We start from the raw sequence: 24,126 nt of genomic DNA on the forward strand, positions 1-24,126 counted from the left end.
TGCTGTTCTCCCATCCCGGTTCCGCTACATTGACGAAAAATCCAAAAAAAAGGAGACCGACATGAAAATCACCTGGCTCGGACATAGCTCGTTCCGCATCGAAATCGGCGGGCAGATCCTGCTGATCGATCCCTGGCTCAACGGCAACCCGATGTTGGCCGAGGACCAGCACGACGTGGCCGTAGCGGGCGCCACGCATATTCTGCAGACCCATGCGCATTTCGATCACGTCGCCGACACGCTCGCCCTGGCACGCAAGCTGGAGATTCCCGTCGTCGGCCAATACGACCTCATGGCCCATTGGGAAGAGCACGAGAAGATCGCGACGGTGGGCTTCAACAAGGGCGGTACCGTCGATATTGGCGGTGTGAACGTCACGATGGTGCATGCGGTGCATTCCAGCAGCTTCAGCAGCCCCGGTGGCCCCAATGTGCCGGGCACCGAGTGCGGCTACATGATCGAGCATGCCGGGCGCACGATCTATGTCAGCGGCGACACCGACGTGATGGCGGACATGAAGGTTTTCAACGATCTGCACGCGCCCGAGATTGGCATTCTGTGCGCCGGTGGGCATTTCACCATGGACATGCGCCGCGCCGCCTATGCCGCCAGAACCTTCTTTGATTTCAAAACGGTGATCCCCTGCCACTACAGAACGTTCCCGATCCTCGAACAATCGGCCGCCGCACTGGCAGAGGCGTTGCCCGGCGTCGATGTCATCGAACCACAGGTAATGGAGGCGATTGACCTCTAAGCAGGGGATTCAGGTATTTTGGGAAAGATGAAAGGCCCACGGCCTATCTTCTGGCTGAAAATATTCTCTCTGGGAGGCATTTTCTTGGTGCCATTTGATCACGATGCCTCCCAGACCTTAAAGTTTCTTTAGAAATCTGTTGTTTATTACATCACTTTGATGCGGGTAGCACCACTTGAGCCCCTAGATGGCGAGAGAAACCTCAATGCGCATCGAACGCATTTAGAGTCGCCCAACTCGAATCCCACCTGTTGGAAAACATTGCTTTGGATAGGGTCTGTGACTGCATAAGTGCGCGGATGGCGACGCCCGCTGGACCTCGTCCTTTCCACTGTAGGGCCGTCTACTGGAAACGGATATTAGGTCGGCCTAGCCGAGACCCGCAAAAAGGCTGATTGGGCCCGATATCAGGTACAGGCCGCTTTCGATCCGGTCAGGCAGCGCCGCTTGGCGAGAGAAGTTTCAAGCAGATATTCGCCGCGCTGCGCTGGCAATTCACACGACACCAGACGCAACTTTCGGCGCCTCTCTTACATCAGATCCAGCGCCCGCGGGATCGCCAGCGACAAGGCAGGCCAGAAGGTCGTAATCAACATCACAGGAAATGCGACGAAGGTCATCAGGCCCAGTGCGGGCATAACGGCCTGCATGATGGGTGCGCGCGTGATCTTGCAGGACAGGAACAGCGTTGGCGCCACCGGCGGGCTATTCGCACCGATGACCACCGAGCACCCGACAATCGCGGCAAAATGCACTGGATCAACGCCATTTGCGATCATCAGCGGCAGGAACAACGGAGCAATGACGACCGTGACGGAAATATCGTCCATCAACGCGCCAGCCACGATCAGAACCAGATTGACGATCAACAGCGCGCCGATGGGGCTGGTTACGACAGACTGGATCGCCTCGGTCAGGTCCTGCGGTACGCGCTCGAAGGCCATGATGCGCGAGATCATGAAGGAAAAGAGCAGGATCAGAATGATCGTGCCGGTCGTCTCGGTCGCCTGCACCACGCTGCGTGCCAGGCTGCGCCATGTGAACTCGCGATAGATCAGCCCACCGACAATCAAGGCGGCGACCGCTGCGACGGCAGCCGCTTCGGTCGGGGTGAAGACGCCGCCATAGATGCCGCCAAGGATGATGATGGGCAGCGACAGCGCAGGGAGCGCCTTGAGAGTCACCTTGCCGAAACTTTCTCGCGGCCCCGCACTCTCGTCCGCGGGAAGCTCTTCAAAGGCGCGTCCAACCAGAAAGCGGTTATAGAGGATGAGGCCGATGATCAGCAGGATTGCGGGACCGATCGTGGCTGCGAAACAGGCGGCGACAGACTGGCGCGTGACGACCGCAAAAAGGATCATGGTGATGGACGGCGGGATCAGGATGCCAAGCAGCGATGATATCCCCAAGAGCGCCGCGATCCGGCCCCGTGGATAGCCACGGGCGATCAGCGGTTCGGTCATGATGGAGCCGATGGAGGCAATGGCGGCCGTCGCCGTGCCGGCAATGGCCCCAAAGACACTGGATGACAGGACCATGGCGGTCCCCATGCCGCCCTTACCCGTCGCCAAACGCTCGATAAAGGAAATGATGCGCTGCGCGATACCGCCGGACTGCATCAGGTATCCCGTCAGGATGAACAGCGGCAAGGCCACCAGCACCAACGAGTTGAGCGAGCGGAAACCCTGCAACATCAACGTATTGAGGTTCGCATCATAGACAAAGGTCAGATACGCCAGCACCCCGGCGAAGGACCAGGCGACCGGCAAACCGATCCCCATGAGGATGATGAGAAGTGGGAGCGCGACGAGTGCATACATTCAGGAGCGCCTCAATTTCAAAAGCGCAACGATGAAATCGCGCACCGCGTAACAGAAACATCCCACAGCCGCGAGGCCGATCGCCATTTGCGGAACCCACAGCGGGATCTGGTAGGCCGGGGTCGTCTGTGGGCGTTTTAGCCCCCAGGAAAACATCCAATAGGCCCAGACAATGAAGAAGATGGTGATGATGATCGTCAGCGTGGCAATCAGCAGATCATGCGCAGCCTTGCGCCGCGGATCGGTGATGTTGCCCGCGATCCAGTCAACCGTCAGGTGATCGCGTTTGCGCGACGCAATGACAGCCCCGGTCATATAAAGCGCGACTGCGGCAAGCATGATCAGTTCATGCAGGCCGACAACGGAAAGGCCGAGCACATAGCGGGCGATAACCAGAAAGACCATCAACCCCGCCACGACCAGCGAAGAGACGACTGCCACGAAGTCTAGAAGACGCGCGATGGCCCCGCCAATACGGGCGGCGGGGCCATTTTGTATTTCAGAGTTCTCCGGCATTGGCCCGGATTTTATCCATGATGTCTTTCCCGACCCGGTCTTCCATCTGGGGCCAGACCTTTTCGCGGACGGCCTTGGCCATGGCTTTCAACTCTTCGTCCGACGGCTCAATATAGGTCATGCCGGCATCCTTGGCCTTCTGGATGTAATACTGGTCGCGTTCCTTGGCCTGCTCGAAAGCTTCGTTCATGACCGTGTTCGCAGCATCAGCGACAGCCTTTTGCTCATCCTCGCTCAGGGCTGCCCAGGATTCTTCGTTCATCGTCATGACACCGGTGATGAACTGCATCTTGATCTGGTTGTAGTAATCCAGCACGTCGCGGAAATACTCGTAGTCCCAATAGATGATATTCGCGCCGTCACCGTCGACGACCCCGGTCTGGATCGCGGTGAACACCTCGGACCAGTCGATGGTCGCGGTTTGGTATCCCAGGGCCTGCAAGGACTCGGCCATCGGGAACATTGCCGGCACCCGAATCTTGAGGTCCTTCGCGTCCTCGGCTGTCATCGCATATTTGCCTCGCGAGGCGACACCGTTGAAACCTTCGGGCCAGGGGCCAAAGAATTTGACGCCGAGATCGGCCCAGACTTCGGTCAGGACTTCGTTGACCCACCCACCCGGCTGGTAGGCTTCCAACGCCTCTTCCCAGCTGGTGACCATATAGGGGGTGAAGAGAACGCCAAGACGTTCGTCATATGCTGTAATCGGCCAGTTGATCATCATATCCAGATCGCCGGCAACCAGCAGATCCAGAACCTCGGCCTGACTGCCCAATTCGTTCTGATAGAACACCTCGACCTGCACTTCGCCGTTGGTGCTTTCTTCGATGAGTGCCGCCCAGCGATCAAGCGCATCGCCCGATGGAGAGCCTTTGGCGCCCGAGTCCGTCGCCAGCTTCAGCGTTGTTTCCGCCATCGCAGGGGAGGCCAGCGCGATGGCCATCGCGGTGCCAAGTCCCAGAATAGTCTTGAAGAGCATTTGCAGTTTCCCCTGTCCAATAGACGCAACGACGCGCCGAATCCCTCTCTACGCCCACACTGGGCATAGCTGTCTATTACTGTCAATATCGATTCCCGATTTGCCGTGAAGCGTACCACCCAAACTCTACCTGCTATTTGACATACCGCAGCCCTACTCTGCGGCGCCATCATCAACAAATTGAATTCCTGCCGTGCCCCAAGGGCCCAAATGGTCAGCATTTTTAGCACTGGACAAGAGTGTCCAATGCTGATCAAACTGATAAAGACATGACTGCGCGAATGCACAGGCTGTGACCTACACAAGTAAATGACAAAGCGGAAATCAGGGAGAAATCCAATGCAATCACATTACCGAGCCGTGGTAATCGGAGGTGGCGTTGTCGGCGCTTCGGTATTGTATCATCTCGCAAAATTTGGCTGGAAAGATGTCTGCCTGATCGAGCGCAACGTCCTGACCGCAGGTTCGAGCTGGCATGCGGCGGGCGGATTTCATGCCCTGAACGCAGACCCCAACATTGCATCGCTTCAGGCCTATACGATCGACCTTCTGTCCGAGATCGAAAAGGAATCCGGCCAATCGGTGGGCATGCATATGACGGGGGGCATGACGCTGGCCGGCACACCGGATCGGTGGGAATGGCTGCAATCGGCTTACCGCACCTTCCAATCCATCGGCATCGACGATGTTCGCCTCATCACTCCGAAGGAAGCCGGAGAGTTGAACCCGCTGATGTCCACCCATGGTATTCTGGGCGGGATGTATGCAGACCGTGAGGGGTATGTTGACACCACCGGCACCGTGCACGCCTATGCCGGAGCCGCCAGAAAATACGGTGCCGAGATCGTTGAGCACAACCGGGTGCTGGAGCTGATCCAGACCAGGGATGGCTGGGATGTCGTGACCGAAAAAGGCACGATACATGCCGAACACGTGGTCAATGCCGGGGGGCTCTGGGCCAAGCAGGTGGGCCGCATGGCGGGGATCGAACTGCCGGTTTCGCCGCTCAACCACCATTATCTCATCTCCGACACGATCCCCGAGGTTGCAGCGCTCGACAAGGAAATGCCCCTGACGGTGGACCTCGAAGGCTTTACCTACATGCGGCAGGACCAGCAGGGCATGTTGCTGGGCATCTACGAGATCGACCACGAGCATTGGATGATGGATGGCGCGCCCTGGGAATACGGGTTCGAGCTGCAACAGGAAGACCCCGACCGGATCGAAAAGGAGCTCACGCTCGGTTTTGAACGCTATCCGGCCTTGCAGGAAGTCGGCGTGAAAACATGGGTCAACGGAGCCTTTACCTTTGCCCCCGACGGCAACCCCCTTGTTGGCCCGGTGCGCGGCAAACCCGGCTATTGGTGCGCCTGTGGCGTGATGGCCGGGTTCCTTCAGGGCGGTGGCGTTGGCAAGAGCCTCGCCGAGTGGATGATCCACGGCGAGCCGGAAGCGGACGTCTTTGGCATGGATGTGGCGCGGTTTGGCCCCTATGCCGAGAACAAGGAATACATCAAGCAGACCACCGGACAATTCTACACCCGCCGGTTCGTCATGACCTACCCCAACGAACAACTGCCCGCCGGTCGCCCACTGAAAAAGGCCCCGGCCTATTCAGACATGACTGCGGCGGGGTGCCGTTGGGGCGCAAGCTGGGGGCTGGAACTGCCGCTTTACTTTGCGCCCTCCGAGGATTTTGTCGAGACGCCAACCCTCAAACGCTCGAACGCGCACGAGATCGTGGCAGGTGAATGCATGACCGTGCGCGAGGCCGCCGGCCTGCTGGACATCTCGGGCTTCTCGCGATTCGAGGTGTCGGGCACCGGCGCAGAAGCATGGCTCGACAAGATGATGGCTTCGAAACTGCCGGCCCCCGGTCGCGCCCGCCTTGCGCCGATGCTGTCACCAACGGGCAAGCTGAAAGGCGACCTGACCGTGTTCAATTGGGGCGATGGCACCTGGTGGATCATGGGCAGCTACTACCTGCGCGAATGGCATATGCGCTGGTTCAACGACCATATGGGCGAGAACGTGATCCTGCGCGACATCGCCGATGCGACCGTGGGCTTCAGCCTGTCTGGACCCAAAAGCCTGAAGGTTTTGGAAAAACTGACGGATGGCCCGATTGCCGACCTGCCGTTCATGGGCTGCGGCACATTCGATATCGGCCTGATCCGTGCCAAGGTCGGACGGCTCTCGGTTTCGGGCGAATTGGGATACGAGATCCACTGCTCCGCCGCAGAACATATCACCCTTCGCGAGACTCTGCTGGCGGCAGGCGAGGATCTTGGCCTGCGCGAGGTCGGCTTCAACGCGCTGCTCAGTCTGCGGCTGGAAAAGAGCTTTGGAATCTGGAACGCCGAATTCACCCAGGGCTATACGCCGGCACAAACCGGCATGGATCGCTGGATCGACTGGAGCAAACCCGATTTCATCGGCCGTGACGCGGCTTTGAAAGAACGCGATGGCACTGGCCCGGAGAAGATCATCGTGACGCTGGAAATCGACGCATCGGATGCCGATGCCAGCGGTTATGAGCCGGTCTGGAAAGACGGCGCACTGGTAGGCTTTGTCACCTCTGGCGGCTATGGTCATACGCTGGGCAAATCGCTGGCCATGGCCATGATAGACCGAACAGCCAGCGAGACAGGCACCGAACTGACCGTGCATATCGTCGGCGCGGAACGTCCGGCGCGGGTGATTCCGGCCTCCCCCCATGACGCCGAAGGCAAGGGAATGCGAGGTGCACGATGAGACCCGAAACTCCGACAGAAACACCCGTGAGAAAGCGGCGCGGGCGTGGCGATGGCAAGCCGCCCCCCTCTAAACGCGCAGTCAACTACAGCAAGTTGCGCAATCCTTTCCCTACGATGAACGTGTTCTCGGAAGACGAAATCGAGAACATGCATCAAACCGCCCTGCGCATTCTTCAGGAGTTGGGCGTCAAGGTCCTATTGCCCGAAGCGCGCAAGATCTATGCGCAAGGCGGCGCGCGGGTCGATGAAGACAGCCAGATGGTCTATATCGGGCAAGATATGGTCGAGGCGGCTCTCGCCTCGGCCCCGAAATCCATCAACTGCATGGCAGGCGTGCGAGAGCGCGACATCACCATGGAGCTGGGATGTCTGACCTTCCAGCCCGGCGCCGGCTGCCCCAATGCAACCGACCTTGAGCGTGGTCGCCGGCCCGGAAGCGGCCGCGATTTCCGCGAATTGACGCAACTCACTCACCATTTTGACGTGTTCCAGATGGTTTCGCCGCTGGTCGAACCGCAGGATATCCCGACCAACCTGCGCCATTACTTCACGGTTGAGGCACAGCTGACCCTGACCGACAAATTCCCATTTTTCTTTTCGCGTGGCACGCCACAAGCAGTGGACAGCTTTGAAATGCTGCGAGACTTCCGGGGCCTGTCGGACGACGCGTTTCAGGCCAACCCGCACTGCTACACGATCATCAATACCAACAGCCCTCGCACACTGGACATTCCCATGGCGCAAGGGCTGATCGACTTTGCGCGCCACGGCCAGATGCCGATCGTCACGCCGTTTACGCTGATGGGGGCCATGGCCCCGATCACCGTGGCCGGGGCCATCACCCTCAGCCATGCCGAGGTCCTGGCCTCGATTACCCTCAACCAGCTCGCCCGTCCCGGCGCGCCGGTCTGCTACGGTACCTTCACCTCAAACGTGGACATGAAATCGGGCGCGCCCGCGCTTGGCACCCCCACCCATTTTCAGGCCAGTCTGGCAGCAGGACAGCTTGCCCGCCTTGTTGGCCTGCCATGGCGGTCGGCGGCTGGCTCTGCCTCCAATATCAACGACGTGCAGGCGGCGAATGAAAACCAGATGGGGCTATGGGGCTGCCTGATGGCCGGGGCCTCGGTTATCATCCATTCCGCTGGCTGGCTCGAAAGCGGGCTGACCGTATCTTACGAAAAGCTGATCACCGACGTCGAAGTGTTGAACATGATCGCCGAACTTTGCGCAGGCAATACCGCCGGAGTTGACGAGATCGGTTTCGAAACGGCGATCAGCGAGGTCGACCCGAGCGGGCATTTCTTTGCCACCAGCCAGACGATGGCGCGGTATGACACGGCGTTTTACGAACCCGTCGTGCATGACTATGCCAATTTCGGGACATGGACGGAGCGCGGCGCGGCTGATGCCAACACGCGTGCCACGGCAGTGTGGAAAGACATCCTTGCCGCAGACAAGCGCCCAGATATAGACGACGCAAAAGCCGAAGCCCTGCGTGCCTTCATTGAAAAGCGCACCGCTGAAGGCGGCGCCCCCCCGGAGAGCTGATATGCCGTCACGAGTTACACCGCTTTTGCATCGGGACGACCCGGACAAGGACCCGCTTGTCGGCCACGTAAAGGTCACCCGCGAGGATTGGCTGAACGTGGCACGCGATGTTCTGGTCAGCGAAGGGGTCGCTGAGGTCAAGGTTTTGGCGCTGGGCACCCGCCTTGAAGTGTCCCGATCCAGCTTTTACGGCTATTTCAAAAGCCGAAAACACCTGCTCGAAGCATTGCTGGACGACTGGGAGAACCGCAACACGAGAACGATTGTCGAAAGCGTCGCGGCGCCTGCCGCTTCCATAGGCGAAGCTGTTTGCAACTTCTTTCGCTGTTTTCTCGACCCAGAATTGTTCGATCACGGGCTGGATTTCGCGGTCCGGGAATGGTCGCGCCGGGATGGTGCGGTGCGTCAACGCATCGACGCCGCCGATGCGACACGACTGAAGGCCATCAGCGCCATGTTTGAACGCTTCGGCTACTCCGAATACGACGCCGATACCCGCGCGCGCATCCTCTATTTCATGCAGCTTGGTTATCATGCGCTGGAACTGCGCGAACCGATGTCGGAACGGATTGCACGGCTCGAAGGCTATCTGCGCGGCTTTACAGGGGTTGACCCTGATCCAAAGTTGATCGACGACCTGCGTGATTTCGTAATCGATCTGAACACCCAATGACACGTTATTCCGCTTTCAACCTGCTGCGCGAAGGTCTGCGCGATCACACCGGATGGGGCAAGGCATGGCGCTCCCCTGCCCCCAAATCCTCTTATGACGCCGTGATCATCGGTGCCGGTGGCCATGGCTTGGCCACCGCGTATTACCTGGCCAAGAACCACGGCCTGACCAATGTTGCGGTGCTCGAAAAAGGCTGGCTTGGTGGCGGCAATACCGGGCGCAACACCACCGTGATCCGCTCGAACTATTTCTATCCGGAAAGTGCAGCGCTTTATGATCTTTCGGTCAGGCTCTACGAAAACCTGTCGCGCGATTTGAATTACAACGTCATGTTCTCTCAGCGTGGCATGGTTGTGACCGCGCATTCCGACCCCGAGATGGAAATGGCGGCGCGGCAGGTCAACGCCATGCGGCTCAACGGGGTCGATGCGGAACTGCTTGACCGCGACCAAGTTCGCAAACTGGCGCCCTTGCTCAACTTCCGCCCCGACATGCGCGCACCGATCCACGGTGGCGTTCTGCAACCCCGTGCAGGCACCGGACGGCACGACGCCGTAGCATGGGGCTATGCCCGTGCGGCGGACGCCCTGGGCGTCGACATCATCCAGAATTGCGAGGTTCAGGACTTCATCATGGAGGCCGGGCGTTGCGTCGGCGTTCACACGTCACAGGGTGACATTCGCGCCGGTGTCGTTGGTGCGGCCGTGGCCGGGCACTCCTCCGTCATCGCCAAGATGGCCGGGTATGATCTGCCGATCACCTCTTACGCCTTGCAGGCTTTCGTGTCGGAACCGCTCAAGCCGGTGCTGGATACGGTCGTGCTCTGCCCGCCTTTCGGCACCTATGTCAGCCAGTCCGACAAGGGTGGGCTGGTGATCGGCGGCGGGCTGGACCGCATCCCGTCTTACGGGCAGCGTGGCAACTTGCCAGTGCAGGAAACCGTGCTGGCCGGGTTGGTCGAGATGATGCCCGCGCTCGCTTCGGTCAAATTGCTGCGCCATTGGGCGGGCATCGTGGATGTGACGCCCGACAGTTCGCCTATCATCGGGCCGTCCGGCGTCGACGGGCTTTACCTCAATTGCGGCTGGGGCACGGGCGGGTTCAAGGCGATCCCGGCGGGCGGGTATCTGTTTGCCCATATCCTCGCGACCGGCTCCCACCACGAGATCAGCCGCCCGTTTGACCGCAGCCGATTCGTGACGGGGCACCTGATCGACGAAGGCGCGGCCTCTGGCATCGCACATTAGGACAGGCACATGCAGATTTTCCCATGCCCCTTTTGCGGCCCCCGCAACGAGACCGAGTTCCACTTTGCCGGCGAGTTGGGCAAGGTCAGACCCGCGACAGATGAAAAGATCGCGGCGCAGGACTGGGCCACCTATCTTTATGCCCAGCGCAACGACAAGGGCCTCGTGCGCGAGGTCTGGATACATCTGACCTGTTCGGAATTGTTCGTGATGGAGCGCGACAGCGAGACCATGAAAGTGCTGGGTAGTCGATCCCTACGAGAGGATGCGCAATGACCTCGCATCGCACGACTCGGGTCGCATTGATCGACCGCTCGAAACCGCTCCGCTTCTCCTTCGATGGTAAGGAATACCAGGGCTACGAGGGCGACACCCTGGCATCTGCTCTGCTTGCCAATGGCGTGCGCGTCATGGGGCGCAGTTTCAAATACCACCGCCCCCGCGGGCCGTGGGGGGCGTGGGTCGATGACCCCAATGCGATCATGACCGTGACCCTGAACGGACACTCGTTCCCCAATTGTCCGGCAACCTCCACGCCGCTGGTGGAGGGCATGCAGGCCCGCTCGGTCAATGCCTGGCCTTCGGCGGCCTTCGATATCAAGAGCGGGCTGGACCTGTTCCACCGCTGGCTGAGCGCCGGGTTCTATTACAAGACCTTCATGTGGCCCAACTGGCACCTGTTCGAGCCGATAATCCGCAAAATGGCCGGTCTGGGCGATATCAGCCGCGATGTGCTGGAGGGCTACAGCGCAGATCAGGTCTTTGACCATTGCGAGTTGCTGGTGATCGGCGGCGGCGCTGCGGGGCTTGCTGCCGCCCGCGCAGCAGCCGAGGCGGGCAAGGGTGTCGTGCTGGTCGAGGATCACCCGGTTCTGGGTGGCGGGCTGCACCAGATGGCGGAGGTTGAAGGCCTTGCACCCGCCGACTGGATCGCGGAGCAGGTCAACGCGATCACCTCCGCAGGCGGGCGCATCCTGACCGCGACCACGGCGTTCGGCGTCTATGATCACGGGTTGGTTGGCCTTGCCGAAAATGGCCCCTTTGGAACCGCGCCGCGCCTGCATCGGATGCGCGCGGACCGGATCGTGCTCGCCACTGGCGCGCTGGACCGGCCCATTACCTTTGCGGGCAATGACCGCCCCGGCGTGATGGCCATGGATGGGGCCTGCGAATATCTGGCGCGCTACGGCGTGCTTGTGGGGCGCAAGATTGCTCTGGTCTCCAATAACAGCCTGGCCGATGCGGCGGAGGTGTTGCTGGCAGAAGCCGGGGCGCAGGTTCTCCGCCTGCCCCCCCATGATGGCCCCATGCAGGCATTGGGCGGCAAACGGATCAAGGGGATTGCCCAAGGGGCAAAGCGCCATGATGTCGATACCATCCTTGCATCAGGCGGCATGACCCCACTTGTGCATCTGTGGCGCCATGCGGGCGGCAAGCTGAACTGGTGCGAGACACGGCAAGCGTTTCTGCCGGGCGCCGCTCCGGATGGAATGGTTGCCGTCGGCGCCGTGAACGGGGCGTTTGATCTGGACGTTTCCTTGTCCGAGGCCCGCGCCGCCGGGAACGGCAAGTCGCCGGACCTGTCGCCTACCAGCTATGCACTTACCCCGCTCTGGCCTGATCCGGGCAGCAAAGGGCGGCAGTGGATCGACTTCCAGCATGACGTGACGCTCAAGGATGTCGAACTGGCTGCGCGCGAAAACTATGTCTCGGTCGAGCACCTCAAACGCTACACCACCCTTGGCATGGCCTCCGATCAGGGCAAGACTTCGAACATGGCGGGGCTGGCTGCAATGGCCGCCGTACAGGGTCGCCCCCTGCCCGAGGTTGGTACGACAACCTTCCGTCCGCCATTCGTGCCCGTACCGCTCGAGATGTACCATGGCCACCACGGCAAACAGCTCTGGCACCCGCTCAAGCGACTGGCGCTGGAACCCCAGCACCGCGCGGCCGGGGCCGCCCTAGGCGAATATGGTGGCTGGCTGCGGCCCGGATGGTACGGCAAAGGCGAGGCCAAGCAGCTGATCCACCAAGAGGTTCTGACCGCGCGCGGCTCGGCGGGGATCTTTGACGCCTCGCCTCTTGGCACGATCGAAGTGATGGGGCCCGACGCCGAGACATTCGTGAACTTCATCTACTACAATACGATCCGTACACTGAAGCCGGGCCACATCCGCTATGGTTTCATGCTGACTGAAGGTGGCATCGTCCTTGATGACGGGGTGATTACACGCCTAGATCAGAACCGCTTTGTCATTTCCTGCTCTTCCAGCCACGTCGATAGCGTTCGCACGCATCTTGAGGCTTGGCGGCAGGACGGCAATAACCCTGACCGGATCTTCGTCCATGACCAGACGCAGCATTGGGCGACGGTCACCATCGCAGGTCCGAAAGCGCGCGAAATCCTTGCCGCGCTGGCGCTTGATGTTGACCTGTCCGCCAAAGCCTTTCCCCATATGACCCTGCAAGAGACGCATTTCGAGGAGACCCCCATGCGCATCGCACGGGTCAGTTTCACCGGCGATCTCAGCTACGAACTCTCTGTTAGATGCGCCAAGGCCCCCGCGCTCTGGGAGGCCGTAGTGAAGGCCGGTCAGGCACTGGGGGCGGCCCCGATCGGGATCGAGGCGCTTTCGATCCTGCGCGCGGAGAAGGGCTATATCATGGTCGGCAAGGACACCGACGGCGAAACCATGCCCCATGATCTCGGCTTTGGCGTCCCGCGCCTCAATAAATCCTCGGCCTTCATCGGTGATCGCAGCCTGCATTGCGACAAGGCCAATGCAACCAACCGCAAGACACTGGTCGGGCTCGCGGTCCCCACGGGTGCTCCCCCCTTGACCACAGGCGCTCATCTTGTCGACGGCACGCCGCCCCGCTCGCAAGGCTATGTCACCTCCAGCTATGAAAGCCCGACACTAGACCGGCCCGTTGCCCTCGGGCTGGTCGAAAACGGGGCAGCGCGGATCGGGGAAACCGTCTCGGTCTGGCATTTGGGCGACATTCGAGAGGCCACGATATGCGCCCCTTGTGCTTTCGACCCCGAAGGAGAGCGACTCCATGCGTGACGACAGTGGAAAATGGGACGCCCCGCTCCCCAGCGGTTACGTCCACGATGCAAACGGCATGACACTTGCCGCCGTCACCCTGGCGCGGCAGGTGCTGATCTCTGGCCCGGACGTTCTGACGCAAACAAAGCAACCAATCGCAGGCTGGCCGGACATCGTGACGGCTGACAGCTATGCCCTGTCCGTCCGCCGGGACCGCGTGTTGCTGGTCAACGGCCCCACCGTGTCGGAAGGCTGGCATGACGACATCGGTCAGGCGGTCTCGGACGCCAGCGATGCCTATGCGGTGTTCGACGTTAGTGGGGAACGATCGCTGGAAGTCCTGAAACGCGGCGCGGAGCTGAATCTGGATGTCCCCTCCAGATCCGTCGCGCGGCTGCTCTTTGGTCTTGGTGTGTTTCTCTACAGGTACGAGATGGAAAACAGCTTCCGGATTCACGTTGCAAGCGCCCACGCCGAAACATTGGTCAAGAGCCTGGAGGGCGCGATCGCTGCTTGTTAACCCCTTTGGGCGGGCATTGTCGCCAGCTACGTCCAGTTCGTAAGGCGGGAAACCGCATGAAGGTTAGGGCATGCGGCGCGCGGCAAAGAACGCCTTAAGCAGGGTTTCTGCCGCCTCTGCCGCGATTCCGTCGTAGATCTCGAGCGCGTGGTGGCTCTGGCTTTGCGAAAACACCCGCGCGCCATGCAGCACGCCGCCCGATTTAGGATCAGACGCGCCGAAATACAGCTTAGCCACGCGCGCGGCGGCGATGGCGGCGGCGCACATGGCGCAAGGTTCCAGCGTGACATAGAGCGCATAGCCCGGCAACCGCTCGGAGCCTGCGGCAGCACAGGCGGCGCGAATCGCCAGAATTTCGGCATGGGCTGTCGGATCACATAACTCGCGGGTGCGGTTGCCGGCCCGGGCCGCCACCTGCCCGTCCGGCGCGATCAGCACAGCGCCCACGGGTACCTCGCCGCGTGCCGCCGCCGCGCGGGCCTCGTCAAGGGCGATATCCATGTGGCTGGTAAAACTCATGGGGATGTCCTGCCGCACGATCTGTGCTTTCGCAAGGGCCGCATTTCAGCTAAGCGAGGCGACATGAGTCAAAAGCCCCCTCCCGGCGACCGTATCGCCAAAGTCATCGCCCGCGCCGGCGTCGCCAGTCGCCGTGAAGCCGAGCGGATGATCGAGGCCGGCCGTGTCACCGTCAATGGCGTCAAGATCGACCGTGCCGCGCTTAATGTCACCGACAAGGACCGCATTGCCGTTGACGGCAAACCGCTGAATGCCCCGGAGCCGCCTCGGCTCTGGCTGTATCACAAGCCTGCGGGCTTGGTGACGTCGGCGCGCGACGAACAGGGGCGCGAGACGATTTTCGACGCCCTGCCCGATGACATGCCACGTGTGATCAGCGTCGGGCGGCTCGATATTTCGTCAGAGGGTTTGCTGTTGCTGACCAATGATGGCGGCATCAAGCGGCGGCTGGAACTGCCCAGCACCGGCTGGCTGCGCAAGTACCGCGTACGGGTCAAGGGCCGCCCCACCGACGACACTTTCGCGCCATTGCGCAAGGGGCTGACGCTGGATGGCGAGCGTTTCCAGCCGATGACCGTGACGCTGGACCGCCAGACCGGCGCCAACGCATGGGCCACGGTGTCGCTGCGCGAGGGCAAGAACCGCGAAGTGCGCCGCGCGATGGAAGCGGTCGGGCTGGTGGTCAACCGCCTGATCCGGGTGTCCTACGGGCCGTTCCAACTGGCGCAGCTGAAGCCCGGTGCGGTCGAGGAAGTGCGCCCGCGCGTACTGCGCGACCAATTGGGGATGGAGGACAAGGGTGCCAAGCCCAAGGCCGACCGTCCAGCGCCCCAGCGCAAGCGCCGCACCACCTGACTAGGGAACCCCAAGTCAACTTGCGAAGTTAGAAATTGACAAAGCGGCCTATAACCGGGTCAAACCGGTGGTCTGTTCATTCGACTTTGGGGAATACTTAGATGGCAGATCTATTGACCGCAGAAAACCTCGGCAATCTGCTGATGCTGTGTTTTCTTCAGGCCGTACTGGGCTTTGACAACCTTCTATACATCTCGATCGAATCCCAACGTGCGCCCGCGGCCATGCAAAAGGCAGTGCGTATGTGGGGGATCATCATCGCGGTGGTCCTGCGGGTGGTGCTGTTGTTCGTGATGATCAAGCTGATCGACGCGATGGCCGCCCCGTTTTTCGTGCTCAACTGGCCCGGCGTGATCGAGGGCGGTGTGAATTTCGCCACCTGCGTCTTTGTCTTTGGCGGAGTGTTCATCATTCATACGGCCGTTCAAGAGATCGGACACATGCTGAGCGTGAAACACCTGAATGCCGATCTGGCCGACAAAGGTGGCAAATCAGCGGTCAAGGTTATCGCCCTCATCGTCGTCACCAATCTCATCTTTTCGTTCGATTCCGTGCTCTCGGCACTGGCGATCACCGATGTCTTTCCGATCCTGGCCTTTGCCATCATCCTGTCGGGGCTGGCGATGTTGGTGCTCGCTGATGGGGTTACGCGGTTTTTAGAGAAAAATCGCATGTACGAGGTTCTCGGCCTCTTCATCCTGCTGATCGTCGGCGTTGTGCTGCTGGGTGAGGCTGGTCAAGCTGCGGCGCATGCAATGCATGACGACACGCTGGCGCTGAAATTCTTTGGCTACGAAGTGGTGCCGATGTCCAAGACCACGTTCTATTTCAGCGTGCTGGTTCTGGTCGCAGTCGAAGTCATCCAATCGGGCTATACCCGCAAGCTGAATGCGCAGCGTCGCACCGGCGCCCAGCACTGAGGAGCGCACCGCACCCGTTAGGGGAAAGACCACACGCAGGTTCCCCCTAGCAACCGGCCCCGCCATCACCTAGGTTTTAAAAGAGCCGCCGACAGACAGAAACGGACTAACGACACCGCAATGGCACGTGTATTACTACTGGTTTGCGCGGCAATGGTATTGGTCGCATTGGCCGCGATGGTCGTCTCGACCGTATCGCACGCCGCCCAGGACAGCCGCGCGTTGGCGCGAAACGTGTCGGAAAGTGTAGCAAGGAGGACGACAGTGCAGAAAATCAGCTTCGTGGCGCTCCTTGTGCTTATGCTCGGTGTGACCAGCGGCCTGCTCGGAGGGCTTTGACAGGCATGGCGCAGAAATTTGGCGGTAAATTCAGCCCGGACGGATCCGACCCCGCGGATAGCGGCGCACCGCGCCGCGCATCGGTGCGGGTCGATCCCGCTGGCGCGCGCGCGAACCTTATGTTCCTGCCTGCGGTGCTGGTTCTGTTCACTTCGCTCACCTCGGGCGCGGCCGGTCTGACTCTGGGCGCCCTGGCCGCCGCAGTGCTGGCGCTCTCGGCCTGGCTCTTGCGCGAAGGGCTACGCGCCGAGGCGGAATTTGCCAGCCGCAAGGTGGCGCGCGCGCCGGGCATCCCACGCAAGCTGTTTTCCTCCGTCCTTGCCGGACTGGGCATCGCCATCGCCGCCTACAAGGTCGAGCCGGGGCTGATTGCACCGCTGCTTTTTGGCGCGGTCACCACCGGGTTGCACATCTTTTCCTTTGGCCTTGACCCGATGAAATCCAAGGGAATGGAAGGGATCGACCAGTTCCAGACCGACAGGGTCGTGCGCGCCGTCGAAAAGGCCGAGGCCCATCTGGCCGCAATGCGTGACGCGATCAAGCGCGCAGGCGACCGGCAGGTAGAGGCCCGGCTGGAGCGGTTCCACGATACGGTGCGCGACATGCTGCGCACCATCGAAGAAGACCCGCGTGACCTGACCGCGGCCCGCAAGTTCATCGGCGTCTACTTGGTGGGCGCGCGCGACGCGACGATCAAGTTCGCCGATATCTACGCCCGCAGCGCCGACAAGCAGGCGCGCCAGGATTACCTGACGCTGCTGAGCGATCTTGAAACGAATTTCGATGCCAAGACCCAGAAACTCCTGCGCGACAGCCATACCGATCTCGAGGTCGAGATCGAAGTGCTGCGCGAACGCCTTGAGCGCGAAGGCGTTCAACTGACCCGCAATTCCCCGAATTGAGAGGATACCACACCATGTCTGAATCCATCCGTCAGAAAGCCGAAGCCACGCTTGCGGAGGTCGCCGAGGTCAACGCCGTCGTCCTGCCCGAACCCACCGAGGCGCGTGACATCGTGCTGCTCAAGGACGCGGACAAACCCGTGGGCGACGAGATCCGCAAACGTATGTCTGAGATCGACATGGGCGACACTCAGTCCATCGTGTCCTTTGGCTCTGCCGCGCAGGCCGAGTTGCAGGAAATCTCGCAAGCCATGTTGCAGGGCGTGCGCAACAAGGATGTGGGCCCGGCGGGCGACAGCCTGCGCGGGATCGTCACCACGATCCGGGGCTTTTCGGTGTCCGAGCTGGATGTGCGTCGCAAGCGGACCTGGTGGGAGCGCCTGCTGGGCCGGGCGGCGCCTTTCGCGCAATTCACCGCGCGCTTCGAAGAGGTCCAGAGCCAGATCGACAAGGTGACAGAGGATCTGCATCTGCACGAGCATACATTGCTCAAGGATATCAAATCGCTCGACCTTCTCTATGGCAAGACCCTCGCCTTTTACGAGGAACTGGCGCTCTATATCGCGGCCGGCGAAGAAAAGCTGCGCGTGCTGGATGAAAAAGACATCCCCGCCAAGGAGGCCAAGATCGCCAAGGCCCCCGAGAAAGACCAGGTGATGAAGGCGCAGGAACTGCGCGATCTGCGCGCCGCGCGCGACGATCTGGAACGCCGGGTGCATGACCTGAAACTGACCCGTCAGGTCACGATGCAGTCTCTGCCGTCGATCCGTCTGGTGCAGGAAAACGACAAGAGCCTCGTGACCAAGATCAATTCGACGCTCGTGAACACCGTGCCGCTGTGGGAAACCCAGCTGGCGCAGGCCGTCACCATCCAGCGTTCTGCCGAGGCCGCCGCCGCAGTGCGAGACGCCAACGACCTGACCAATGAGCTGCTGACCGCCAACGCCAAGAACCTGCGCGAAAGCAACAAGATGATCCGCACCGAGATGGAGCGCGGCGTGTTCGACATCGAAGCGGTAAAACAGGCCAATGCCGACCTGATCGGCACGATCGAGGAATCCCTGCAAATCGCGGACGAAGGCAAGGCCCGCCGTGCCGCTGCCGAGGCCGAACTGAAGAAAATGGAGGCCGAGCTGCGCGATACGCTCGCCTCGGCCAAGGCACGTGGCGATGGCACCGGCGATACCGTTGGCACCTCCGCCGGGGCATAGGCTTCGCGTGCGGGTCGCGGCGAACATAAGGGCGGTCATTCTAAGCGCGGGCCTCGTGGCCCTGACTGGCTGTGCCATGCCGGTAGAGCCGCCCTCTACCTCGCCCCAGGCACGGCCCGCCGATGTGGCCCCGACACCGACGCCGCATCCGGATGGCCCGTCCGTCCGCAGTCAGAGCCTGTCGCGCTATTACAGCCGCGTGCAGGCCAATTTGCTGGCGCAGGGCCTGCTGCGCACCGGTGGCGGCGGCGTCGATACGCCCTATTCGGATAGCGATCTGCTGCGCAATTTCGAAACGATCGCGTTCTACGACGAATACGCGCGCAACCGTGGCCTGACGCGGTCGGACGGCAAGCCGGGCGGCCTGCGCAAATGGACCACCCCCGTGCGCATGAAGGTCGAATTCGGCGACAGCGTTCCCAAAGCACAGCGCGAGTCCGATCTGCAGACCGTCACTGCCTATGCAGCACGCCTGTCGCGCATCACCGGCCATCCGATTTCGGCCGGCCCCGGCGCGGGTGCCAATTTTCATGTGCTGATCATGGGCGAGGATGACCGCGCCGCCGCGGTGGACCGCATCCGCCAACTGGTGCCCAACATCAACCCGACCTCTCTGGCGCTGTTCAACTCGCTGCCACGGTCGATCCATTGCCTTGTAGTGGCTTTTTCGGATGCCAAGGACGACCACACCTACCGCCGTGCCATCGCCTTTATCCGGGCCGAACACCCCGACCTTATGCGGCGCTCCTGCGTGCACGAAGAATTGGCGCAGGGCCTTGGCCTTGCCAATGACAGCCCGCGCGCGCGCCCGTCTATTTTCAATGACGATGACGAATTTGCGTTGCTCACCACCCACGACGAAGAACTGCTGCGCCTGCTCTACTCGCCCCGCCTGACCCCCGGCATGTCCGCCGAAGAGGCCCGCCCGATCCTGCGCGAATTGATTGCGCAGCGCGGCATCGGCCCTAGTTAATCTACAACAGGAGACTACCAGATGGGTATTTTCGATTTTCTCACCGGTGAATTCATCGACGTCATCCACTGGACCGACGACACCCGCGACACGATGGTCTGGCGGTTCCAGCGCGAAGGCCACGAGATCAAGTATGGCGCCAAGCTGACCGTGCGCGAAGGTCAGGCGGCGGTGTTTGTCCATGAGGGCCAGTTGGCGGATGTCTTCACGCCCGGTCTCTACATGCTCGAGACCAACAACATGCCGGTCATGACGACGCTGCAACACTGGGATCACGGGTTCAAAAGCCCGTTCAAATCCGAGATCTACTTCGTCAACACCACCCGCTTCAACGATCTGAAATGGGGCACCAAGAACCCGATCATGCTGCGCGATCCCGAATTTGGCCCGACCCGCCTGCGCGCCTTCGGCACATACAGCGTCCGCGTGGCTGACCCCGCCAAGTTCCTGCTCGAGATCGTCGGCACAGACGGTGAATTCACCATGGACGAGATCAGCTATCAGATCCGCAACATCATCGTGCAAGAGTTTTCCCGCGTCGTCGCGTCGTCGGGCATTCCGGTGCTCGACATGGCCGCCAACACCGCCGATCTGGGCAAGCTGGTGGCCGCAGCGATCAGCCAGACCGTGGCGCAATACGGGCTCGCCATTCCCGAGCTCTATATAGAGAATATCTCTCTGCCACCCGCGGTCGAGGCCGCACTGGACAAGCGGACATCGGTGGGCCTTGCCGGCGATCTGGGCCGGTTCACGCAATACAGCGCCGCCGAGGCCATGACCGAAGCGGCGAAGAACCCCGCCGGTGGTGGCATGGCGGCCGGCATGGGCGCGGGCATGGGGATCGCCATGGCCCAGCAGATGACCGGCCAGGGCGGCCCCTGGGGCGCGGCCCCAGCCGCCGCTCCTGCGACGCAGATGCCGCCCCCGCCCCCGGTCGAAAAAGTATGGCACATCGCAGAGGGCGGCGAGACCCACGGCCCCTACTCCAAGGCCGCGATGGGCCGCATGGTGCGTGACGGAAAATTGACACGCGAGAGCCACGTCTGGACTGCCGGACTGGACGGATGGCTGCGGGCCGAGGACGTAGCCGAACTGGCGCAGCTCTTTACCGTGATGCCACCGCCGCCACCTGCAAACTGATCCCGAAATGCCCCTGCATTGGGTCCATAGACCTGCTGTACGGGCATTTCCCGTCTTCTTTATAAAAATACTCAAATTTCCAAGGCCCGCCAAATAATGCCTGCGCCGCTTACTGAACCATCTCCGGAAAACCACCTTTTCCCCTGCAACAATTGCGGGTCTGATTTGCGATTCTCGCCCGAGGCCGGGCAGCTGGTTTGCGACCATTGTGGCAATACCGAACCTGTCACGGATGATAGCCCCTGGGCCAACCCGCTGGCAGAGCTGGACTTTCGCCGCGCCATCGCCGCCGATCTGCCCGACCAGGACATGGAAGAAACGCGGGTGCTGCAATGCCCCAACTGCGCGGCTCAGGTCGAGTTCGATCCCGGAAACCACGCCGCCGAATGCCCGTTCTGCGCCACGCCCGTCGTGACCGACACCGGCACGAACCGCCATATCAAGCCGCGCGGTGTGCTGCCCTTTGCGCTTGATGAGCGCACCGCTCGCGACGCCATGACCGATTGGCTGGGCAAGCTGTGGTTCGCGCCCAATGGGCTGCAGGACTATGCCCGCAAGGGGCGCAAGCTGCAGGGTATCTATGTGCCCTACTGGACCTTCGATGCCGATACCAAATCCACCTACCGGGGCGAGCGCGGCACCGTCTATTACGAGACCAAAACCGTGATGCGCGACGGCAAACGCGAACAGGTTCGCGTCGCCAAGGTTCGCTGGCGCGGCGTCTCGGGCCGGGTCGCGCGCTTCTTTGACGATGTGCTGGTGCTGGCCTCACGCGCATTGCCGAAGCAATACACCGACGGGCTGGAGCCTTGGGACCTTAGCGCGCTGGAGCCATACCGCCCCGAATTCCTGGCCGGCTTCCGCGCCGAGGCCTATACCGTGTCGCTGGACGATGGTTTTATCGAAGCCCGACAGCACATGGACAAGATCATCACACGCGACGTGCGCTTTGATATCGGCGGCGACCGCCAGCGCATCCACGATATCCAGACCCAGGTAAGCGACGTGAAATTCAAACATATTCTGCTGCCTGTCTGGATGGCTGCGTACAAGTATAGGGGCAAGTCGTACCGCTTCGTGGTCAATGGCCGCACCGGCCGCGTACAGGGCGCGCGCCCCTGGTCCGCCTGGAAGATCGCCTTTGCGGTACTGATCGGGCTTCTGGTCGCAGGGGGCATCGGATTTGCGCTGGCCCTGAAAGAAGGCGCCCTGTGACGAAAGACGATGACACCGACGCGGCTGACACACTGCGCGCCCTTCTGGATGCGCGCTATAGCTGCCGCGGGTTCCTGCCTCGCCCTGTCAGCGAAGAGACCATTCGCCAGATCGTCCGCGACGCAGGCCGTGCGCCGTCATGGTGCAATGCGCAGCCCTGGCAGGTGACGGTGACACGCGGCGCGGCGACAGAGGCGTTTCGCGCCGCGCTGATCAACGCAGCGCAGACAGAAGCCCCCTCCCCCGACATGCCCTGGCCGGTGGCCTATAACGGTGCCTACGGCGCCCGCCGCCGCGAATGTGGTTTCCAACTCTACGAAGCCGTCGGGATCGAACGCAACGACCGCGCCGCGCGCGCGGCCCAGTCCATGCAGAACTATCACCTTTTCGGCGCGCCGCATGTGGCGATCGTGCATGCCGATGCCGATCTGGGGCCTTATGCCGCGATGGATACGGGCGGTTTCGTGACCGCCTTCTGCCTTGCCGCCACGGCGCGCAGGCTGGCGACTATCGCCCAGGCCTCGGTCGCGGCCTATCCGGCGATGATCCGGGCGCATTTCGATCTGCCCGCCAGCCGGCACATCCTCTGCGCCATCTCCTTTGGCTACGCCGATCCAGACCACCCAGCCAACGGATTCCGCACCTCGCGTGCCGACATGGCCGAAATTTACGACCCGCGCGGCTGAATTCCTCGCGCCGCCCTTCTGCTTGCGCAGGAAACGGGTCGCTCCCAATCGCGTGCGCGCCGTAAGGTCGCGTATGACCCAAGCTTTCCTTACCCCTGCCGCCGCGCTCATGTTGCTGATCCTCGCCGCTGTCTGGGGTGGATCGTTCTTCTTTGCCGAGCTGGCGCTGCGCGAGGTGCCGCCACTGACCATCACGCTGCACCGCGTCGTCTGGGCTGTGCCCTTTCTGGGGATCGTCGTATGGTGGCAGGGTCTGACGCTGCCACGCAGCCCGCGCGTCTGGGGGGCCTATCTGGTGATGGGCGCACTCAACAATGCACTTCCCTTTTCGCTGATCTTCTGGGGCCAGACCCGCATCGAAAGTGGCCTTGCCTCGATCCTGAACGGCACCACGGCAGTCTTCGGCGCGGTGGTGGCGGGCGTGCTGCTGGCCGATGAGCGCCTGACCCCGCGCAAGGTCATCGGCGCCCTGCTTGGCCTCGCGGGCGTCGCCATCGTCATGGGGCCGGAGGCACTGGCCGGGCTTGATCCGCGCAATGTCGCACAACTGGCGGTTATCGCAGCCGCGCTCTGCTATTCACTGGCCAGCGTCTGGGCCAAGATACACCTGAGCGACCAGCCCCCGCAGATGAATGCGCTGGGAATGCTGACCGGCAGTGCCATCATAATGATCCCCATAGCGATCTGCGTCGACGGGGTGCCGCAGATCTCATTGTCGGGTGGCACATGGGCGGCCCTGCTCGGAATGGCACTCGTGTCCACCGTTGTTGCCTACTTGCTCTATTTTGCCATTCTCACCCGTGCTGGGGCGGCAAACCTGATGCTGGTCACGCTGCTGATACCGCCCTTTGCCATCGCACTTGGCACCGTGTTCCTGCACGAATCCCTCGGCCCCTCGGCCATCGCAGGCTTTGCCGTGATCGCGCTCGGTATCCTGATCACTGACGGGCGTATCCTGCGCATGTTCGCGCGCTAGACTTGCACCCGATTTCGTGGCGACGCATCAAGGGCGAAAAGCGGAAAGGAAGAACCAGATGCGCGCCCTTTTGCAACGAGTGACCGAAGCCAGCGTTCGTGTCGATAACGTCATCATCGGCCAGACCGGGCCGGGCCTGCTGATCCTGATCTGCGCCATGCAAGGTGACGACGATAGCGCCGCCGCCGCGATGGCCGCCAAGATCGCCAAGCTGAGAATTTTCACCGATGATGCCGGCAAAATGAACCGCTCGGTACGCGATATCGACGGGACCGCGCTGGTCGTCAGCCAGTTCACACTTGCGGCAGATACATCCCGCGGCAATCGCCCCGGATTTTCACAGGCAGCCCCGCCGGAAGAGGGCAACCGGCTCTACCAGCTTTTCACTGAGAAGCTGCGCGCCGAGGGCGTCGCGTGCGAGACCGGGGCCTTCGGGGCAAACATGCAAGTCAGCCTCGTCAATGACGGCCCGGTGACAATCTGGCTGGACACCTGACGCCGACGTTCATTCGCAACGTATGTGG

General features: G+C 61.6%; 23 protein-coding genes. 19 read left to right on the top strand and 4 right to left on the bottom strand.

The features are described from left to right. The first annotated feature begins 61 nt into the window (after positions 1-61). Entirely contained in the window at positions 62-754 is a 693-nt protein-coding gene (locus tag O3306_RS10100) for a metal-dependent hydrolase (RefSeq protein WP_272006498.1), read from the top strand. 530 nt (positions 755-1,284) lie between these two features. Here O3306_RS10100 and O3306_RS10105 read toward each other — a convergent pair. From O3306_RS10105 to dctP, 3 genes are read right to left on the bottom strand one after another with little or no spacing between them, the layout of a single operon-like run. Beyond that, complete coding sequence (locus O3306_RS10105) at positions 1,285-2,574, bottom strand: TRAP transporter large permease (protein ID WP_272006501.1); 1,290 nt, start codon at positions 2,572-2,574, stop codon at positions 1,285-1,287. Beyond that, positions 2,575-3,090: a TRAP transporter small permease gene (locus tag O3306_RS10110; RefSeq protein WP_272006504.1), complete on the bottom strand. Its 516-nt coding sequence runs from the start codon at positions 3,088-3,090 to the stop codon at positions 2,575-2,577. Next, a complete protein-coding gene (dctP, locus tag O3306_RS10115) occupies positions 3,074-4,069 on the bottom strand; it encodes a TRAP transporter substrate-binding protein DctP (protein ID WP_272006507.1) in 996 nt (331 codons plus the stop codon). Before dctP ends, O3306_RS10110 begins: the two co-directional genes overlap by 17 nt. 339 nt (positions 4,070-4,408) lie before the next feature. Here dctP and O3306_RS10120 point away from each other — a divergent pair, with 339 nt between their 5' ends. From O3306_RS10120 to O3306_RS10150, 7 genes are read left to right on the top strand one after another with little or no spacing between them, the layout of a single operon-like run. Beyond that, positions 4,409-6,823 (top strand): GcvT family protein, encoded by a 2,415-nt coding sequence (locus O3306_RS10120; protein ID WP_272006510.1) that lies wholly within the window; start codon positions 4,409-4,411, stop codon positions 6,821-6,823. Beyond that, positions 6,820-8,376, top strand: coding sequence for a trimethylamine methyltransferase family protein (locus O3306_RS10125; protein WP_272006513.1), 1,557 nt, complete (start codon positions 6,820-6,822; stop codon positions 8,374-8,376). The genes O3306_RS10120 and O3306_RS10125 overlap by 4 nt, the downstream gene beginning before the upstream one ends. A 1-nt stretch (position 8,377) precedes the next feature. Further along, positions 8,378-9,049 (top strand): TetR/AcrR family transcriptional regulator, encoded by a 672-nt coding sequence (locus O3306_RS10130; RefSeq protein WP_272006516.1) that lies wholly within the window; start codon positions 8,378-8,380, stop codon positions 9,047-9,049. After that, entirely contained in the window at positions 9,046-10,296 is a 1,251-nt protein-coding gene (locus O3306_RS10135) for a sarcosine oxidase subunit beta family protein (protein WP_272006519.1), read from the top strand. Before O3306_RS10130 ends, O3306_RS10135 begins: the two co-directional genes overlap by 4 nt. Before the next feature lie 9 nt (positions 10,297-10,305). Beyond that, entirely contained in the window at positions 10,306-10,572 is a 267-nt protein-coding gene (locus O3306_RS10140) for a sarcosine oxidase subunit delta (protein ID WP_272006522.1), read from the top strand. Beyond that, on the top strand, positions 10,569-13,364 hold the full coding sequence (locus O3306_RS10145; RefSeq protein WP_272006525.1) for a 2Fe-2S iron-sulfur cluster-binding protein: 2,796 nt from the start codon (positions 10,569-10,571) through the stop codon (positions 13,362-13,364). The genes O3306_RS10140 and O3306_RS10145 overlap by 4 nt, the downstream gene beginning before the upstream one ends. Next, a complete protein-coding gene (locus O3306_RS10150) occupies positions 13,357-13,866 on the top strand; it encodes a hypothetical protein (protein ID WP_272006528.1) in 510 nt (169 codons plus the stop codon). The genes O3306_RS10145 and O3306_RS10150 overlap by 8 nt, the downstream gene beginning before the upstream one ends. 63 nt (positions 13,867-13,929) lie before the next feature. Here the strand turns inward: O3306_RS10150 and O3306_RS10155 are convergent, their stop codons facing one another. Next, positions 13,930-14,385 carry a nucleoside deaminase gene (locus tag O3306_RS10155; protein ID WP_272006530.1) on the bottom strand — a complete coding sequence of 152 codons (456 nt, stop codon included), beginning with the start codon at positions 14,383-14,385 and terminating at the stop codon, positions 13,930-13,932. Positions 14,386-14,448: 63 nt separating this feature from the next. Between O3306_RS10155 and O3306_RS10160 the strand changes: the two genes are divergently transcribed. The 11 genes from O3306_RS10160 to dtd all read left to right on the top strand — a co-directional run bounded on the left by O3306_RS10160 (position 14,449) and on the right by dtd (position 24,098). Then, a complete protein-coding gene (locus O3306_RS10160; RefSeq protein WP_272006532.1) occupies positions 14,449-15,240 on the top strand; it encodes a pseudouridine synthase in 792 nt (263 codons plus the stop codon). A 101-nt stretch (positions 15,241-15,341) separates the two neighbouring features. Next, positions 15,342-16,160: a TerC family protein gene (locus O3306_RS10165; RefSeq protein WP_272006534.1), complete on the top strand. Its 819-nt coding sequence runs from the start codon at positions 15,342-15,344 to the stop codon at positions 16,158-16,160. Between the two features lie 120 nt (positions 16,161-16,280). Further along, a complete protein-coding gene (locus O3306_RS10170) occupies positions 16,281-16,499 on the top strand; it encodes a hypothetical protein (protein WP_272006537.1) in 219 nt (72 codons plus the stop codon). A gap of 5 nt (positions 16,500-16,504) precedes the next feature. After that, on the top strand, positions 16,505-17,401 hold the full coding sequence (locus O3306_RS10175) for a 5-bromo-4-chloroindolyl phosphate hydrolysis family protein (RefSeq protein ID WP_272006539.1): 897 nt from the start codon (positions 16,505-16,507) through the stop codon (positions 17,399-17,401). Between the two features lie 14 nt (positions 17,402-17,415). Next, positions 17,416-18,612 (top strand): toxic anion resistance protein, encoded by a 1,197-nt coding sequence (locus O3306_RS10180; protein WP_272006541.1) that lies wholly within the window; start codon positions 17,416-17,418, stop codon positions 18,610-18,612. A gap of 76 nt (positions 18,613-18,688) precedes the next feature. Next, positions 18,689-19,585, top strand: coding sequence for a DUF2927 domain-containing protein (locus tag O3306_RS10185; protein WP_272006599.1), 897 nt, complete (start codon positions 18,689-18,691; stop codon positions 19,583-19,585). Between the two features lie 21 nt (positions 19,586-19,606). Continuing rightward, positions 19,607-20,725 (top strand): SPFH domain-containing protein, encoded by a 1,119-nt coding sequence (locus tag O3306_RS10190; protein WP_272006543.1) that lies wholly within the window; start codon positions 19,607-19,609, stop codon positions 20,723-20,725. A gap of 96 nt (positions 20,726-20,821) precedes the next feature. After that, positions 20,822-21,940 carry a TFIIB-type zinc finger domain-containing protein gene (locus tag O3306_RS10195; RefSeq protein WP_272006545.1) on the top strand — a complete coding sequence of 373 codons (1,119 nt, stop codon included), beginning with the start codon at positions 20,822-20,824 and terminating at the stop codon, positions 21,938-21,940. Next, a complete protein-coding gene (locus O3306_RS10200; protein WP_272006548.1) occupies positions 21,937-22,626 on the top strand; it encodes a nitroreductase in 690 nt (229 codons plus the stop codon). The genes O3306_RS10195 and O3306_RS10200 overlap by 4 nt, the downstream gene beginning before the upstream one ends. A 73-nt stretch (positions 22,627-22,699) precedes the next feature. Beyond that, the gene (locus O3306_RS10205) at positions 22,700-23,602 is read left to right on the top strand and encodes a DMT family transporter (protein WP_272006551.1); all 903 of its coding nucleotides are present in this window, start codon (positions 22,700-22,702) and stop codon (positions 23,600-23,602) included. 58 nt (positions 23,603-23,660) lie between these two features. Beyond that, positions 23,661-24,098, top strand: a complete 438-nt coding sequence (dtd, locus tag O3306_RS10210; protein WP_272006553.1) for a D-aminoacyl-tRNA deacylase — start codon at positions 23,661-23,663, stop codon at positions 24,096-24,098. The last annotated feature ends 28 nt before the right edge of the window (positions 24,099-24,126 follow it).

The organism is Roseovarius sp. ZX-A-9 (assembly GCF_028369135.1).
Classification (GTDB): Bacteria; Pseudomonadota; Alphaproteobacteria; order Rhodobacterales; family Rhodobacteraceae; genus Roseovarius.

Coding starts and splice junctions, on each gene's coding strand:
- O3306_RS10120 (WP_272006510.1), top strand. CDS start 4,409: ATGCAATCACATTACCGAGCCGTGGTAATCGGAGGTGGCGTTGTCGGC.
- dctP (WP_272006507.1), bottom strand. CDS start 4,069: ATGCTCTTCAAGACTATTCTGGGACTTGGCACCGCGATGGCCATCGCG.
- O3306_RS10190 (WP_272006543.1), top strand. CDS start 19,607: ATGGGTATTTTCGATTTTCTCACCGGTGAATTCATCGACGTCATCCAC.
- dtd (WP_272006553.1), top strand. CDS start 23,661: ATGCGCGCCCTTTTGCAACGAGTGACCGAAGCCAGCGTTCGTGTCGAT.
- O3306_RS10195 (WP_272006545.1), top strand. CDS start 20,822: ATGCCTGCGCCGCTTACTGAACCATCTCCGGAAAACCACCTTTTCCCC.
- O3306_RS10100 (WP_272006498.1), top strand. CDS start 62: ATGAAAATCACCTGGCTCGGACATAGCTCGTTCCGCATCGAAATCGGC.
- O3306_RS10130 (WP_272006516.1), top strand. CDS start 8,378: ATGCCGTCACGAGTTACACCGCTTTTGCATCGGGACGACCCGGACAAG.
- O3306_RS10155 (WP_272006530.1), bottom strand. CDS start 14,385: ATGAGTTTTACCAGCCACATGGATATCGCCCTTGACGAGGCCCGCGCG.
- O3306_RS10175 (WP_272006539.1), top strand. CDS start 16,505: ATGGCGCAGAAATTTGGCGGTAAATTCAGCCCGGACGGATCCGACCCC.
- O3306_RS10170 (WP_272006537.1), top strand. CDS start 16,281: ATGGCACGTGTATTACTACTGGTTTGCGCGGCAATGGTATTGGTCGCA.
- O3306_RS10180 (WP_272006541.1), top strand. CDS start 17,416: ATGTCTGAATCCATCCGTCAGAAAGCCGAAGCCACGCTTGCGGAGGTC.
- O3306_RS10105 (WP_272006501.1), bottom strand. CDS start 2,574: ATGTATGCACTCGTCGCGCTCCCACTTCTCATCATCCTCATGGGGATC.
- O3306_RS10135 (WP_272006519.1), top strand. CDS start 9,046: ATGACACGTTATTCCGCTTTCAACCTGCTGCGCGAAGGTCTGCGCGAT.
- O3306_RS10185 (WP_272006599.1), top strand. CDS start 18,689: ATGCCGGTAGAGCCGCCCTCTACCTCGCCCCAGGCACGGCCCGCCGAT.
- O3306_RS10140 (WP_272006522.1), top strand. CDS start 10,306: ATGCAGATTTTCCCATGCCCCTTTTGCGGCCCCCGCAACGAGACCGAG.
- O3306_RS10150 (WP_272006528.1), top strand. CDS start 13,357: ATGCGTGACGACAGTGGAAAATGGGACGCCCCGCTCCCCAGCGGTTAC.
- O3306_RS10205 (WP_272006551.1), top strand. CDS start 22,700: ATGACCCAAGCTTTCCTTACCCCTGCCGCCGCGCTCATGTTGCTGATC.
- O3306_RS10145 (WP_272006525.1), top strand. CDS start 10,569: ATGACCTCGCATCGCACGACTCGGGTCGCATTGATCGACCGCTCGAAA.
- O3306_RS10160 (WP_272006532.1), top strand. CDS start 14,449: ATGAGTCAAAAGCCCCCTCCCGGCGACCGTATCGCCAAAGTCATCGCC.
- O3306_RS10110 (WP_272006504.1), bottom strand. CDS start 3,090: ATGCCGGAGAACTCTGAAATACAAAATGGCCCCGCCGCCCGTATTGGC.
- O3306_RS10165 (WP_272006534.1), top strand. CDS start 15,342: ATGGCAGATCTATTGACCGCAGAAAACCTCGGCAATCTGCTGATGCTG.
- O3306_RS10125 (WP_272006513.1), top strand. CDS start 6,820: ATGAGACCCGAAACTCCGACAGAAACACCCGTGAGAAAGCGGCGCGGG.